Genomic DNA, 14,256 nt, shown 5'->3' with positions numbered 1-14,256 from the left:
TCTTCTCCCCCTAGATGACCGTTCGCGCTCGAAGCGCCGCCGCCAGCGTTCCCTCGTCGAGGTAGTCGAGTTCGCCGCCGACCGGAACGCCATGCGCCAGCCGGGTGATCTTCACGTCCAACCCGGCCAGCTGATCCGTTATATAGTGGGCTGTGGTTTGGCCCTCGACGGTCGCGTTGACGGCGATGATGAGTTCGCGAATGCCGCCCTCGCCGATGCGGTCGATCAGCCCGCGAATGTTGAGATCATCCGGCCCGACGCCGTCGAGCGGTGAAAGCGTGCCGCCGAGAACGTGATAGGCCGCATTCATCGCGCCGGCGCGCTCCAGCGCCCAGAGATCGGAAACGTCCTCGACCACGATGATAACGGAGTGGTCGCGGCGCTCGTCGGTGCACACAGAGCAAGGATCGAGGGTATCGACATTGCCGCAGCGCGAGCAAACCTTCACCTTGTCGTAAGCCTCGCCCATCGCATTCGACAGCGGTCCGAGCAACTGGTCCTTCTTCTTGATCAGGTGCAGTGCCGCGCGCCGTGCCGAGCGCGGCCCAAGACCCGGCACCTTCGCCAGAAGTTGGATGAGTTTTTCGATTTCGGGGCCTGTGACTCGCTTTGCCATGTGCCGTTCTTAGCCCATATGCTGCCAAAACGGCAACGCGGAAGGATCGGTCGCTCATGAAAATACGTGCCGTCTGCACCGGCAGTCCCGAACGGCTGCCCGGCAAGACATACAAGACGGGCATCTACAAACACGCCGTCAACGGTGCCGTAATCATCGGCGGCGACGGGCTTGTCGGCGACGCCGTCTGCAACCGCAAGCATCACGGCGGCGCCGATCAGGCCGTCTATCTGGAAGGCGCGCTGACGCTGGACTGGTGGGCGGAAGAACTCGGGCGCGCGATCTTCCCCGGAACGTTTGGCGAAAACCTTGTCATCGATGGCCTCGACAACCGTGACGTCTCCGTCGGTGATCGGTTCATAGCGGGCAATCTCGTGCTTGAGGTCACCTCCGCACGGATCCCCTGCTCCACATTCGCCGCCAAGATGGGCGACCGGCAATTCGTGAGGCGCTACACTGAGGCTGCTCGCCCCGGAATGTACTGCCGCGTGATCAAGAATGGGGTGGCCGAGGCCGGCACGGCTGTCGAATACGTGCCTTTCGATGGACCCAAGATAACAATGCCGGAACTGATCGCAACCTTTGGCCGCCGCCTCTCATCTGAGGACAAGGCCCGCTATCTCGCAGCACCCGTCCACTTCAAACTGAGGGCGCAGCTTGAGGCGCAGGGCTAGGGTCAGCGCAACGCGATTGCGACGGCGGCGCCCGCCATGGTTCCGGCGCTCGCCCGGTTGGCGATCCGAACCGCACGGCGGCTTTTCAGGAAGCCACGCGCTTTTGCAGCAGCGAGTGCCCATGTGACATCGATCAGGATCAGCACGACAAACATGGTCGTGACGAGCTCAGCCCAGCCGACGATCGTCACCGAATGAATGTCGATGATCGAGGGCAGCAGAGCCACGTAGAACACCATTATCTTCGGATTGCCGAGCGTCACCGTCATGCCCGCAAAGAAGAGCTTTGCCGCGGATTGCGCTTCCGGCAGCGTCTCCTCGCTCTTATCCGGCGAGGCAAACCACATCTTCCAGGCGAGATAGAGCAGGTAGCAGACGCCGAGCCATTTGATCGCGACGAACGCCCAGTGGAAGGTCTCGGCAATCGCGGCAAGGCCCGCGACCGCGCAGGTCAGCCAGATCGCCTCGCCGATCCACATGGCGGCGAGAAAAGGCAGGACATCGCGAGCGCCCTTCGACAGCACGCGTGCGACAAGCGCCGCAATGCTCGGCCCGGGCGAACCGGCGGCCATCAAGAGAGCGCCGGCAAACACAAGCAGACTGGTCAGCGTCATCGCCGCTCTCTCCCCCGTGAACTTGATCTGAAAACTTAGAACGGCATCTTGAAGCCGGGCGGGATCGGCAGGCCGGCGGTCAGCGCCTTGGTCTTTTCGGCAGCGGCGGCCTCCGCCTTGTCCTTGGCATCCTTGTGAGCGGCAACAATCAGATCTTCGAGGATCTCGACGTCGTCCTCCTTGAACAGCGACGGGTCGATCTTCAGGCTCTTCAGCTCGCCTTTACCGCTCATCACGAGGGTCACGAGACCGCCGCCCGCCTTGCCTTCGGCCTGGAGCTCGGCGATCTCCGCCTGCATCTGCTCCATCTTGGCCTGCATTTCCTTGACTTTGCCCATCATGCCCATGATGTCGCGCATCGTCTTCTCCTTCTCGAAACTAGAATTCTATGTCGTCGCCGGGCAGGATGTCGCCTTCTTCGGATTCGGCGACCGCAGGCGGCTTGGCCTCCTCAGCTTCCTCCTCCGGCGTCGGCGCCCTCACCCGCACGTCGATGATCTTGGCGCCCGGGAAGTGGGCGAGGATCGCCGCGACGTCGGGATCCTGGCGCGCATCGCTAACCTGCTGTTCCTTGGCCTTGGCTTCGGCCTCCACCATCGTCGGCTCTCCGGCCTCGCGGCTGGTGCTGACGATCCAGTGGATACCGGTCCACTCCTTCAGCTTAACAGCGAGTTCATTGAGCAGCGTTGGCGGCGCACCCTCGGTGAGGTTCACGTCAAGCCGGCCCGCCTCGATCTTTACCGGCCGCACGAAATTGCGCACCAGCGCCTTCAATTTCACGTCGCGCTTTTCGGCGGCGAGATTGACGATATCGGCGATGGAATCGACCGGAATGAGCGGCTTTGGTGCTTCCGCCGGTTTCATCTCGATCCGGCCTGCCTGCAGCGGCTGCGGATCGGGATTGGGTACGGCACGCAGCGTCGCCGTCGGCCCGGACGGCTGCGGACGCGGCGTGTTCTCCGGCGCGCGCGCGGTGACAGATGACTGATAGGGTACGTGGGTTCCGCCACCACCGTTTCCAGACAGCACCGGCGAAGGACGCGAGCCGCCGCTGCTGTTGTCGGAAAGTTCGGCGAGCCTGCGGGCCGCATCTTCCGGGGCCGGCAGATGCGCGGCATGCGCCAGCCGGATCAACACCATTTCCGCGGCGCCGGCCGTGCGCGAGGAGCTTTCCGTTTCCGGAATCCCCTTCAAGAGCATCTGCCAGATGCGCGACAGCGTCGTCACCGCAACGCCTTGCGCGAACTCGGCAGCCTTGGTGCGCTCGACTTCACTGAGCGAAGGATCGTTTGCGGCGTCCGGCACGTATTTGAGCCGGGTGACAAGGTGGGTGAAATCGGCAAGGTCAGTCAGGACGACGACGGGATTTGCACCTGCCTGATATTGCGCCTCGAACTCGGCGAGCGCCGCTGCGACGTCGCCCTTGATGACATGCTGAAAGAGATCGACGATCCGCGCACGGTCGGCAAGGCCCAGCATGCCGCGCACGGCCTCCGCCTGGACCGCGCCGCTCCCATGGGCGATCGCCTGGTCGAGCAGCGAAAGGCCGTCGCGTGCCGAACCCTCGGCGGCGCGTGCGATCATTGCCAGCGCATCCGGCTCGGCGTCGATACCTTCCTTCGCTGCAATTGTCGTGAACAGTCCGACGAGATCAGACGCGCTGATGCGGCGGAGATCGAAACGCTGGCAGCGCGAAAGGACGGTGATCGGAACTTTACGGATTTCTGTGGTCGCGAAGATGAACTTCACATGCTCCGGCGGCTCCTCGAGCGTCTTCAGCAGGCCGTTGAAGGCCTGTGTCGAAAGCATGTGCACTTCGTCGATGATATAAACTTTGTAGCGCGCCGAAACCGGACGGTAGCGCACCTGCTCGATGATTTCGCGGATATCGTCGATGCCGGTGTGCGAGGCAGCGTCCATCTCGATCACGTCGACATGGCGGCCTTCCATGATCGCCTGGCAATGGTCGCCCGGCACGCGAAGGTCGATCGTCGGCTTGTCGATCGCGGGCGTCTTGTAGTTCAGCGCCCGCGCGAGAATACGGGCCGTCGTCGTCTTGCCGACGCCGCGAACGCCGGTCAGCATATAGGCCTGCGCGATACGGCCGGTCTCGAAAGCGTTGGTGAGCGTGCGGACCATCGGCTCCTGGCCGACCATGAGGTCCGTGAAATCCTTTGGGCGGTATTTGCGTGCCAGCACCCGGTATCCGGTGCCCGTCGAGGCGGCATCTTGTGACTGTCGCTCGGTGTCGCTCATCGCCCTGCTTGCCGCCCGGAACGCCGGGCATTGTGGAAGAGAGAAGGTGGGAGGCTGGCACGATGACCCGTGCCTGGCTCGTTAGGGCTGCTTCCTTCCGGACCTGACCCGGTTGGCGAGTGGCTCGTCCACCACCAACCTCCCGGATGCACATATCGGCAATATCGCCATCAAAAGCAAGCCAAGCTAAAAAAAAACTGCTAATCATAGGAAAAGTATGGAGGAATGCCCTTTGACTGATTTCGTGCTTGACCCGCGGCTCGAGAATGACAGCACAAGTATCATGCCGACAGGCCTGTGCGACCTGAGATTGTCGAAGGACGCCCGCTGGCCGTGGCTGATCCTCGTACCCCGCCGCGCCGGCATCACGGAAATCTTCGAACTGACGCCGCTCGACCAGGTGCTGCTGACATTCGAGATCGAGCTGGTGGCGAATGCACTGAAGAACGTTACCGGTGCCACAAAAATCAACGTCGGGGCGCTTGGCAATATCGTCCGTCAGCTTCATGTTCATGTCATCGCCCGCTTCGAAGGCGACGCCAACTGGCCAGGCCCGGTCTGGGGTTTCGGCAAAGCCGAAGCCTATGACGACAGCAAGCGGGATGAATTCATAGCGACATTGCGGGAAGCCCTTTCATCATGAGTCATTCACTTTTCGATACCGATGCGCCCCATCCGGAGCCCAGCAATTTGACGGCTTTCGCCGCAAACGACCTGATCCGCGATTCCGAGCATCGCGACGAGCAATCTGTCGATAGGGCGCTGGCGAAAGACGGCACGCATATCTTCGCCTTCACCAAGGACAAGCTCGTCCTGAAGCATGACGGCCAGGTGCTCGATCCGCTCTTCGCCCGCTACGAGCTGCAAGAGCTGCAGCCGCATTGGGACGAAACGATCCTGCTCGGCTACCGCAAGACGGGCGAGCCGCGGCTTGCTGTTCCCGTCGGTACCCCGGCCGAGGATCTCAAAAGCCATTACAAGCCTGCGGACGGCCGGACGCTTTATCGCGACCAACTCATCGATGACGTGCTGCTCGGCGAATTCGCGCAGGCCGCCAGCCTCATCCGCTGGAATTGCGACAACCGCTACTGCGGCCGGTGCGGCTCGGCGATGGAAATGCGTATCGGCGGCTACAAGCGCGTGTGCACGGCCTGCGAGCACATGATCTTTCCGCGCACCGATCCGGTCGCGATCATGCTTGTCATCGACGAGGAGCGTGACCTTTGCCTGCTTGGCCGCAGCCCGCACTTTGCGCCGGGAATGTATTCCTGTCTCGCGGGCTTCGTGGAGCCGGGCGAGACAATCGAAAATGCGGTCCGCCGTGAAACGCTGGAGGAGTCCGGCATCCATGTCGGCCGCGTCCGCTATCACGCGTCGCAACCCTGGCCCATGCCGCATTCGCTGATGATCGGCTGCTTTGCTGAGGCAAAGTCCAGAACCATCCACCGCGATGAGCAGGAGCTCGAGGACTGCCGCTGGTTCACGCGCGAAGAAACGATCGAAATGCTGGAACGTCCCGGCGCCAATGGCCAGGCATCGCCACCCAAGGGCGCCATTGCCCACCGCCTGATGCGCGACTGGGTGGAATGGAAGCGATAGGTTGATGCAATGGCGCGCTCGGAACGCCTGTTGGCACTGCTTCAGACACTGCGGCGCTATCGCCGTCCAGTGAGCGGCGCCATCCTTGCGGCTGAAACGGGCGTCAGCATCCGCACCCTCTACCGCGATATTGCCAGCCTGCAGGCGCAGGGCGCGCTGATCGATGGCGAGGCAGGGGTCGGCTATGTCCTGAAGCCCGGTTTCATGCTGCCGCCGATGATGTTTTCGCAGGATGAGATCGAAGCGCTGGTCCTCGGATCCCGCTGGGTCGCGCGCGCCGCAGATCCTCGCCTTGCTGCGGCAGGCACCGATGCTCTGGCCAAGATTGCGGATGTCTTGCCGCGCGAGATGCGCGACGAGATCGAAACCTCGACCCTTCTCGTCAATTTCCGTCCGCGTTTCGAGGACAAGGCCGATCTCGGCGTCATCCGCAAGGCAATCCGGGCCGAGCGTATCCTCAAATTGACCTATACGGATGAAAGCGGTGCGGTCACCTCCGCCGCGTCTGGCCCTTCGCGATCAGCTTTTTCGAGCAAGTCCGGGTGATGGTCGCCTGGTGTGAGCTCAGGCAGGATTACCGCCACTTCCGCACCGACCGAATCATCGAAATCCTCCCAGACGACACGCGTTATCCGCGCCGGCGTGCCGTTCTTCTCAAGGAGTGGAGCGAACAGCAGAACGTTCCCGCCGAACCTTGAATCCTACTGCCATAAACTGTCAGTAGGCGGCGTTATTATCGGTTCTAATCCAAGCAGGAGAACCGATAATGACGAGTCTGAACCTCACCCGATCGGCATGCGTGAATCGACCTGTCGAGAACACATCCACGCATGCGCGATACCCGCAATCCCCGATGCTGCGAATGATGCTGAACGCATCCCGCAACATGGTGCGAAGCCGCTATCCTTGGCTCGATCTCGATGCGATGTCCGACTACATGAAGCGCGATCTAGGGTTCATGGACTGGAGCCCCCCGCACCACGAGGACGATTCAATTCAATTGGCCCCTTAAACGCCAATCCCGCGAGTTCAACCTCCCGGGCGCCGAAGCCTGCTGCCATAGATCGGCAGCAGGCTTCGGCACTGTGGGGCACGATTTCATACCAAAAAGGAACAGCAATATGTCCAGCCCCAATCTTGTTATTCTCTACGTCAAGGATCCGGCTGAAAGCGCCGTCTTCTACAAGAACCTGCTCGGCCGCGAACCCGGCGTCGCGGCACCGAATTTTGTCGCGTTTCCGCTCGATGGCGGCTTCACGCTTGGCCTGTGGCGGCGCAGCACGGTCGAACCGCAGCCTTCTGCCATCGGCAATCGGGGCGAAGTCGCCTTCATGGTGCCGGGGGAGAATGCCGTTGCCAGCTACTACGAGGATTGGCGAAAGCGCGGCCTGCCTATTGCCCAGGAGCTGACCGACATGGATTTCGGCCCGACCTTTGTCGCTCTCGATCCGGATGGCCATCGGCTGCGCGTCTGCGAGCCGGACAAATGAGCGGAAAGAAAAAGGGGCGCCAGCGGCGCCCCTTTTTTGTTATTTGTGCAATTGCCCGCGCATCGGGTGACCGTGGTAGACCCCGAGAATGCGGACGTTCTCGGAGAAGAACCGCAATTCCTCCAGAGCCCGGCGCACATTGGCGTCGTTCGGATGACCTTCGATATCGGCGTAGAACTGCGTTGCAACGAACTTGCCGCCGAGCTGGTAGCTTTCAAGCTTGGTCATGTTGATGCCATTGGTGGCAAACCCGCCAAGCGCCTTGTAAAGCGCGGCCGGGATGTTGCGGACGTTAAAGACGAACGTGGTGACGATCTTTTCTTCCTCGGAAGTACGGCTTGCCCATTCTTCGTCACGAGAGAGGATGACGAAACGGGTGACGTTGCTCTCCGCGTCCTCCACATTTTCGGCAACGATATCGAGGCCATAAAGCTCGGCGGCAAGGCGCGGTGCAAGGGCCGCCATCGTCCGGTCACCGGTTTCCTTGACGAGCTTCGCAGCCCCTGCCGTGTCTCCTGCAATCACCGGCTTCCAGCCATGCGCGCGCACGATTCTGCGGCACTGGCCGAGCGCATGGATGTGGCTGTGAACGGTGCGGATTTCGTCCTTCGAAACGCCGGGCAACACCATCAGCTGGAAACGGATCGGCATGAAGTATTCGCCGATGATGTGAAGCCGGGACTCGGGCAGAAGATGATGGATATCGGCGACGCGGCCAGCGATCGTGTTTTCGATCGGGATCATCCCAATGTCGGCCTCGCCATTGTCGACCGCCGTGAACGCATCCTCGAAGGTCTGACAGGGCAGCGGCTCCATGGTCGGGAACATGTCACGGGAGGCCATGTCGGAATTCGCGCCGAACTCGCCCTGAAAAGCAATTCGATTGGTCTGGATGTTCATAGCGATGTCCTCACGCCTTCTTTGCCGAAAGGATACGGCGAGCCTTTTCGAGATCAGCCGGTGTATCGACCCCAAGCGGCACGGTGTCGACGATCTCCACGTCGATGCGCATGCCGGCTTCAAGCGCACGGAGCTGCTCCAGCGATTCGCGCCTTTCGAGAACCGAGGGGCCGAGTGAAACGAAGCGCTTGAGCGCTGCCCGGCGATACGCGTAAAGGCCAATATGGTGATAGAGGGGGCCGTTGCCATACGGTGCCGTCGCGCGGGTAAAATAGAGGCCCCGCAGGCGGCTGTCGGAGAGCGGCGAGCCAACGACCTTGACGACGTTGGGATTGGTCTTCTCTTCCTCGTCGGTGATCTCGACCGTGAGCGTCGCGATATCGACGGCCTCGTTTTCAAGCGGCCGCAACGCAGCGCGGATTGTTTCGGGATCGATCGTCGGCAGGTCGCCCTGAACATTGACGACGACCCTCACGCTGCCTTCCGGATCAACCTTGTTCAACGCTTCGAAGATTCGATCGGAACCGGATTGATGATCCCGGCTGGTCATGATGACCTGGAAGCCGGCTTTCGAAACAGCTTCGAAAACCTGCTCGTCATCGACCGCCACGACGACTCGCCCGATCTCCGCTTCCTTGGCCCGCAAGGCCACCTGAACGATCATCGGCAGTCCGCAAATATCGGCGAGCGGCTTGCCTGGAAGGCGCGTGGACGCCATGCGAGCGGGGATCAGAATCAGCACGCCATCTAAAATTGAACCGGTCACCGTTCGGGCCTTTCTATTCCAAGCGGGAAATGACAAAAAGTCTCACGTACAAGACCATTTAGACTGTTGCAAGGAACAGCCAAAAGACATAGGTTCCCCGCGATTTCAAGATGGTGCCTTTTCAGGGTCTGCCAATTGCGGGGGAGCATTGCAGATGAAGTCTAATGTCAATATGGCCGTTGGTGCGCTGCTCGGTACAATTTTCGTACTGATGTCGGTGTCGATCGCGTCCGAAGGAATCTTCCACTCCGAAGCACCGGAGAAAGAGGGTTTTGCTATTGTTGCCGCGGAGGCGCCCGCCGCCGGCGGTGGTGAAGCTGCGCCTGCAGCGATGGAGCCGATCGCCAAGCTTCTTGCAACCGCCGATGCCAAGGCCGGCGAAACGATATTCAAGAAGTGTCAGGCCTGTCATGACGCGACCAAGGGCGGTCCGAACAAAGTCGGACCAAACCTCTATGGTGTTGTCGATCGTCCGATCGCCTCGCATGAGGGCTTTTCCTACTCCTCCGCTATGAAGGATTTCTCCAAGGGCGGCAGCGAAAAGTGGACCTTCGATCATTTGAACCATTTCCTGCTGGCACCGAAGAAGCAGGTTCCGGGCACTGCGATGGGTTTTGCGGGCCTGCCGAAGGAACAGGATCGCGCCAACGTCATCCTCTACCTGCACACGCTGGCCGATTCGCCGGTCGCGCTGCCCGACCCGAACGCCCCGGACACTGTTACACAGTGATCCTGCACCGGTTTCCGATGAAAGTTGAGGCCCGGCCAACGCCGGGCTTTTTCTTTTGCGATCAGGCGCCGAGCAGATAGGCCCAGATGGAAACTGAAATGGCGCCAAGCGCTGTTGTGACCGTAATCGTTGAAGCCGCAAGGCTGTGACCAACGCCGAAGCGATTGGCGATCAGCCAGGCATTGACGCCGGTAGGAACGGACGAAATCAGCACCAGCGCGGCTGTCCACTGGCCAGTCAGTCCGACCAGATGACTTGCGGTCCAGACGCAGCATGGAAGCAGCAGCAGCTTGAAGGCAGAGGTCATGCTGGCGATGCCGAGATTGCCGGAAACGCCGTATTTCTGAAGCGCCATCCCCAGCGATACCAGAGCCACCGGCCCTGCGGCTCCCGCCAGCTGATCGACGATGGATTTCACGGGCGGCGGCATGTGAAGACCCGCAACGTGCATCGCTGAGCCCGCCGCAAGGCCGATCACCAGTGGATTTCGGATGAGGTTGAGTCCGATCTGACCCAGCAGCCTTCCAATGCTCCGCTCGGCTTTGCCCGAAATCTTCCGCTCCGCCCGCTCCATCATGATTGTGCCGATAATCATCATGACTGGCAGATGCACGGCAATCAGGATGGAAAGCGGCACGAGTCCTTCGTCTCCGACGGTGCGCTGAACGAGCGGCAGGCCAACGAAAATCGTATTGGCGAAAGCCGAAGAGACGCCGGCAAGCACACCGATGCGCTCGTCACGGCCGAAAAGGCGAGTCGCGGCGATGTGGCCGGCGGTCCAGGTAATCGCAACGCCGGAAAAATACGCGATCCAGAGGCGAAACGGCGAAGCGCCGTGAAAATCTGCTTCGGCGATCGTACGAAAGAGAAGCAGCGGAACGGCAATCTTGAAAACAAAGTCGCTCAGCGCATCCCCGACATCCGCCTTCATCAATCCGGCTTGCACGACCAGCCAGCCGATAAGGATCATGACGAAGATGGGGAGAACGTCGAAGAAGATGGCTATCATGCGGGGAAAGGCCTTGCGCGGGATACCCTGCTCTACCAGCAAAACTTCTTCGTTGACAATGCAACGGCAAAGAGAGGCGCCTACAAACCGGGCGATGGAACGAAAAAAGCGGGCATCGCCCGCTTTTCCGCATCCGGCGTCGCCGGACACCCGGTTTCCGGGTCTGCCAGTTCATCCGTGGTCAGCCCGCTCCGGTGCAGTGTCGAAGGGTATCATTCCCTTCTCATCCGGCTGCAACGCGAAAACTGTTCATGCCGGTCTGCTTGCGAACAATATTTAAAAGCTCAAGGTGACAGCCGCGTGACTCCCTGGCGGCATTTTTGCGAACAAATAGAGGGACCAGCCTCGTTTTTTCTTCCAATGACCGGAAATTCGGGTAAGACCAACCCCCGGCGATCATTCAACCCGGACCTATTCCTTTCATGACCAAATTCGATGTTCTGACTGTCGGCAACGCCATCGTGGATATCATCGCGCGCTGCGACGACCAGTTCCTCATTGACAACGGTATCACCAAGGCAGCGATGAACCTCATCGACGCCGAACGCGCCGAACTTCTCTATTCGCGCATGGGACCTGCCCTTGAAGCGTCCGGCGGCAGCGCCGGCAATACCGCATCGGGCGTTGCGAGCCTAGGCGGCAAGGCCGCCTATTTCGGCAAGGTCGCCGAGGACCAGCTCGGCGCGATTTTCGCGCACGACATCAGGGCACAGGGGGTGCACTACCAGACGAAGGCGAAGGACACATTCCCGCCGACCGCGCGCTCCATGATTTTCGTCACCGATGACGGCGAGCGGTCGATGAACACCTATCTCGGCGCCTGCGTCGAGCTCGGTCCGGAAGACGTCGAACCCGACGTCGTAGCTCAAGCCAAGGTAACCTATTTCGAAGGATACCTCTGGGATCCGCCGCGAGCCAAGGAAGCGATTCGCGAATGCGCCCGCATCGCCCATGAGAATGGGCGCGAAGTGTCCATGACGCTTTCCGACAGCTTCTGCGTCGATCGCTACCGTGCGGAATTCCTCGACCTCATGCGCTCCGGCACGGTCGACATCGTTTTCGCCAACCGCCAGGAACTGCTCGCGCTCTACGAGACCGAGGATTTCGAGGAAGGGCTCAACAAGATCGCCAAGGATTGCAAGATCGCAGCCGTCACGATGAGCGAAGACGGCGCCGTTATCCTGAAGGGCAACGAGCGCTGGTACGTCGATGCGATCCGGATCGAGGAAGTGGTCGATACCACGGGCGCTGGCGATCTCTTCGCCTCCGGTTTCCTTTACGGCTACACGCAGGCGCGGACGCTGGAAGATTGCGGCAAGCTCGGCTGCCTTGCTGCCGGGATCGTCATCCAGCAGATCGGGCCGCGTCCCATGAAGTCGCTTGCCGAAGCGGCCCGTGAAGCGCAGCTTATTTGAAGGCTTCGCCTGGATAGGCGCCCCAGATTTCCGACTGCGCTACCCAGCCTTCGACGCCGTCGGTATCGGCATGGCACCAGTCGCCGTTGCATTCGCCGATATTGATCGTCACGCCCGGCTCCAGCTTGGCGACGATTGTCGCCGAGGCCTGCGGCTCCCGCCGCACATTGACGTAAACGGATTTACCCTTGCCCTTCATCCACGGAGCGGCGATTGCTGCACGCTTCCCGGATAGCAGGGACTGGTTCACCCAGCCTTCCGTGCCGTCCGCGTCGCGGATGCGCCGCCAGTTATCGTATTCCTGGATGATTTCGACCGGCAGCCCGGCCTTCAGATACATCCAGGAGGCGGCGTAATCCGTGCCGGGGCCGATCCGGAGATTGACGCGCTTCGACTTCAGCGTGACGAAACGCGGAAGCGGCAGACCGCTCGGGCCCTTTGCCGCTTGGGCCCAGGCAGATTCGACGGTACCTGCCGCAAGCATCAGACCAACCGCAAAAACGAGGCAGACCTTCAGAGAGTTTCCACGCATTGGAGAGTTCCGTTCAATCGAATTCGCGAGCAGGTCCAGCCTGCTCACCGCCGGACTTCGACATTCGTCTAGCGCCATACGCGACTTTTATTTGTCTTCGCGTACGGGTCTGATAGAAATTGCCCGAGACCAAAAATATCCCCGTCTTGGTTAAAGACCTCTGAACAAACGTGGCCGGCCGCGATGACATCGAAGAAAAAACCGAAGGTCTATATCACCCGGAAACTGCCCGATGCGGTGGAGACCCGGATGCGGGAACTCTTCGACGCCGAGCTCAACATCGACGATTCGCCGCGTTCGGTTCCGCAGCTCATCGAGGCTGTCAGGACCGCCGACGTTCTGGTGCCAACCGTGACGGATCGCATCGATGCGGCCCTCATCGAGCAAGCCGGACCACAGATGAAGCTTATCGCAAGCTTTTCGAACGGTACGGACCATATCGATGTCGAGGCCGCGGCCCGAAGGGGCATCACGGTTACCAATACGCCGAACGTGCTGACCGAAGATACAGCCGACATGACCATGGCGCTCATCCTCGCGGTGCCGCGGCGTCTCGGTGAAGGTGCGCGGGTTCTTACCGACAAACCGGGCGAATGGGCCGGGTGGTCACCCACCTGGATGCTCGGTCGGCGTATCCACGGCAAGCGAATCGGCATTGTCGGCATGGGCAGGATAGGCACGGCAGTGGCGCGCCGCGCCAAAGCTTTCGGCCTGTCGATCCACTATCACAACCGCAAGCGCGTGAATCCGGCAACCGAGGAGGAGCTGGAGGCGACCTATTGGGAAAGCCTCGACCAGATGCTGGCGCGCGTCGATATCGTTTCCATCAATTGCCCCTCGACGCCGGCGACGTTCCATCTGATTTCCGCGCGCCGCCTCGCGCTGCTGCAGCCGACCGCCTACATCGTCAACACGGCGCGCGGCGACGTCGTGGATGAAGCCGCCCTGATCAAGTGCCTGAGGGAGGGACTGATCGCCGGCGCGGGACTCGACGTTTTCGAGAACGAACCTGCGGTCAATCCGAAGCTCGTCAAGCTTGCGAACGAGGGCAAGGTGGTGCTGCTCCCGCACATGAGTTCGGCGACGATCGAAGGCCGGATCGACATGGGCGACAAGGTGATCATCAATATCCGGACCTTCATCGACGGCCATCGGCCGCCGAATCGCGTGCTACCCGGCCGTTAGAGCCTTGCGCATTTCGATATAGGTAACGCGGTCGAAGCCTGGATGGGATTTCTCGGCCGTCCTGGCAAAACCCCAGCCAGCGAACACTGCGTGGTTTTCGGTCAATTCGATGCGCGTATCGAGCCGCATGGCAGGCAGTCCACGCTCTTTCGCAACACTTTCGGCGATTTGAAGCAGCTGCCTTCCGACACCCCCGCCCTGAGCCTCCGGGGCAACGGCGAGTTTGCCGATGTAGAGGCATTCCGGCTCCTGTTTCAGGAACATGCAGCCAAGCAGATCTTCCCCTTCCAGCGCCAGATAGCCGATTTCGTTGGCAGCCTTTTCGGCCAGCGATTGCGGCGTCAGACCGAGCGCGGAAGACGGCGGATCGATGCGGTCGTTCATATAGGCGAAAGACGAGAGGATCAGCTGCAGCAGCTCGCCCCAGCGGCCGAAACTCGCATCGATCCGGATGATCTTCATGCGGCTGG

General features: G+C 60.9%; 17 protein-coding genes, 1 other RNA gene and 1 pseudogene. 9 read left to right on the top strand and 10 right to left on the bottom strand.

Annotated elements, in window-relative coordinates; all coding sequences use genetic code 11:
• Positions 1–10: 10 nt before the first annotated feature.
• Positions 11–616, bottom strand: coding sequence for a recombination mediator RecR (recR, locus tag ACPYOJ_RS07330; protein WP_168827853.1), 606 nt, complete (start codon positions 614–616; stop codon positions 11–13).
• Between the two features lie 56 nt (positions 617–672).
• Here recR and ACPYOJ_RS07325 point away from each other — a divergent pair, with 56 nt between their 5' ends.
• Positions 673–1,290, top strand: coding sequence for an MOSC domain-containing protein (locus ACPYOJ_RS07325; protein WP_481415653.1), 618 nt, complete (start codon positions 673–675; stop codon positions 1,288–1,290).
• 2 nt (positions 1,291–1,292) lie between these two features.
• Here the strand turns inward: ACPYOJ_RS07325 and ACPYOJ_RS07320 are convergent, their stop codons facing one another.
• The 4 genes from ACPYOJ_RS07320 to ffs form a co-directional block, all read right to left on the bottom strand.
• Positions 1,293–1,904 (bottom strand): LysE family translocator, encoded by a 612-nt coding sequence (locus ACPYOJ_RS07320; RefSeq protein WP_481415652.1) that lies wholly within the window; start codon positions 1,902–1,904, stop codon positions 1,293–1,295.
• Between the two features lie 35 nt (positions 1,905–1,939).
• Complete coding sequence (locus ACPYOJ_RS07315; RefSeq protein WP_168827850.1) at positions 1,940–2,263, bottom strand: YbaB/EbfC family nucleoid-associated protein; 324 nt, start codon at positions 2,261–2,263, stop codon at positions 1,940–1,942.
• 19 nt (positions 2,264–2,282) lie between these two features.
• Complete coding sequence (locus tag ACPYOJ_RS07310; protein ID WP_481415651.1) at positions 2,283–4,160, bottom strand: DNA polymerase III subunit gamma/tau; 1,878 nt, start codon at positions 4,158–4,160, stop codon at positions 2,283–2,285.
• Positions 4,161–4,206: 46 nt separating this feature from the next.
• Positions 4,207–4,303, bottom strand: an RNA gene (gene ffs / locus ACPYOJ_RS07305) — signal recognition particle sRNA small type.
• An 89-nt stretch (positions 4,304–4,392) separates the two neighbouring features.
• Between ffs and ACPYOJ_RS07300 the strand changes: the two genes are divergently transcribed.
• The 5 genes and pseudogenes from ACPYOJ_RS07300 to ACPYOJ_RS07280 all read left to right on the top strand — a co-directional run bounded on the left by ACPYOJ_RS07300 (position 4,393) and on the right by ACPYOJ_RS07280 (position 7,249).
• Positions 4,393–4,803 (top strand): HIT domain-containing protein, encoded by a 411-nt coding sequence (locus tag ACPYOJ_RS07300; RefSeq protein ID WP_481415650.1) that lies wholly within the window; start codon positions 4,393–4,395, stop codon positions 4,801–4,803.
• Positions 4,800–5,759 carry an NAD(+) diphosphatase gene (gene nudC / locus ACPYOJ_RS07295; protein ID WP_481415649.1) on the top strand — a complete coding sequence of 320 codons (960 nt, stop codon included), beginning with the start codon at positions 4,800–4,802 and terminating at the stop codon, positions 5,757–5,759. The genes ACPYOJ_RS07300 and nudC overlap by 4 nt, the downstream gene beginning before the upstream one ends.
• A 9-nt stretch (positions 5,760–5,768) precedes the next feature.
• Positions 5,769–6,457: pseudogene (locus ACPYOJ_RS07290) on the top strand (helix-turn-helix transcriptional regulator).
• Positions 6,458–6,525: 68 nt separating this feature from the next.
• Complete coding sequence (locus ACPYOJ_RS07285) at positions 6,526–6,771, top strand: hypothetical protein (protein WP_481415648.1); 246 nt, start codon at positions 6,526–6,528, stop codon at positions 6,769–6,771.
• A 109-nt stretch (positions 6,772–6,880) separates the two neighbouring features.
• Positions 6,881–7,249: a VOC family protein gene (locus tag ACPYOJ_RS07280; RefSeq protein WP_481415647.1), complete on the top strand. Its 369-nt coding sequence runs from the start codon at positions 6,881–6,883 to the stop codon at positions 7,247–7,249.
• Between the two features lie 39 nt (positions 7,250–7,288).
• On the opposite strand, the gene ACPYOJ_RS07275 is transcribed toward ACPYOJ_RS07280, so the two are convergent.
• Both ACPYOJ_RS07275 and ACPYOJ_RS07270 read right to left on the bottom strand, forming a co-directional pair.
• Positions 7,289–8,149: a prephenate dehydratase gene (locus tag ACPYOJ_RS07275; RefSeq protein ID WP_168827845.1), complete on the bottom strand. Its 861-nt coding sequence runs from the start codon at positions 8,147–8,149 to the stop codon at positions 7,289–7,291.
• A 10-nt stretch (positions 8,150–8,159) separates the two neighbouring features.
• The gene (locus ACPYOJ_RS07270; RefSeq protein WP_481415646.1) at positions 8,160–8,915 is read right to left on the bottom strand and encodes a 3-deoxy-manno-octulosonate cytidylyltransferase; all 756 of its coding nucleotides are present in this window, start codon (positions 8,913–8,915) and stop codon (positions 8,160–8,162) included.
• A 154-nt stretch (positions 8,916–9,069) separates the two neighbouring features.
• Between ACPYOJ_RS07270 and ACPYOJ_RS07265 the strand changes: the two genes are divergently transcribed.
• Positions 9,070–9,645 carry a c-type cytochrome gene (locus ACPYOJ_RS07265; RefSeq protein WP_481415645.1) on the top strand — a complete coding sequence of 192 codons (576 nt, stop codon included), beginning with the start codon at positions 9,070–9,072 and terminating at the stop codon, positions 9,643–9,645.
• 61 nt (positions 9,646–9,706) lie between these two features.
• Here the strand turns inward: ACPYOJ_RS07265 and ACPYOJ_RS07260 are convergent, their stop codons facing one another.
• Positions 9,707–10,654 carry an AEC family transporter gene (locus ACPYOJ_RS07260; protein ID WP_481415692.1) on the bottom strand — a complete coding sequence of 316 codons (948 nt, stop codon included), beginning with the start codon at positions 10,652–10,654 and terminating at the stop codon, positions 9,707–9,709.
• A 422-nt stretch (positions 10,655–11,076) separates the two neighbouring features.
• Here ACPYOJ_RS07260 and ACPYOJ_RS07255 point away from each other — a divergent pair, with 422 nt between their 5' ends.
• On the top strand, positions 11,077–12,069 hold the full coding sequence (locus tag ACPYOJ_RS07255) for an adenosine kinase (protein ID WP_481415644.1): 993 nt from the start codon (positions 11,077–11,079) through the stop codon (positions 12,067–12,069).
• Here ACPYOJ_RS07255 and ACPYOJ_RS07250 read toward each other — a convergent pair.
• Positions 12,062–12,601, bottom strand: coding sequence for an SH3 domain-containing protein (locus tag ACPYOJ_RS07250; RefSeq protein ID WP_481415643.1), 540 nt, complete (start codon positions 12,599–12,601; stop codon positions 12,062–12,064). The genes ACPYOJ_RS07255 and ACPYOJ_RS07250 overlap by 8 nt on opposite strands.
• Positions 12,602–12,784: 183 nt before the next feature.
• Here ACPYOJ_RS07250 and ACPYOJ_RS07245 point away from each other — a divergent pair, with 183 nt between their 5' ends.
• Positions 12,785–13,786 carry a 2-hydroxyacid dehydrogenase gene (locus ACPYOJ_RS07245; RefSeq protein WP_481415642.1) on the top strand — a complete coding sequence of 334 codons (1,002 nt, stop codon included), beginning with the start codon at positions 12,785–12,787 and terminating at the stop codon, positions 13,784–13,786.
• On the opposite strand, the gene ACPYOJ_RS07240 is transcribed toward ACPYOJ_RS07245, so the two are convergent.
• Positions 13,772–14,248: a GNAT family N-acetyltransferase gene (locus tag ACPYOJ_RS07240; protein WP_481415641.1), complete on the bottom strand. Its 477-nt coding sequence runs from the start codon at positions 14,246–14,248 to the stop codon at positions 13,772–13,774. The two genes, ACPYOJ_RS07245 and ACPYOJ_RS07240, sit on opposite strands and share 15 nt — an antisense overlap.
• Between the last annotated feature and the right edge of the window lie 8 nt (positions 14,249–14,256).

This window comes from Rhizobium sp. SVR5-9E (genome assembly GCF_056755095.1).
The sequence above is the reverse complement of the archived record's forward strand: the minus strand, read 5'-3'. Positions and strand labels throughout refer to the sequence as shown.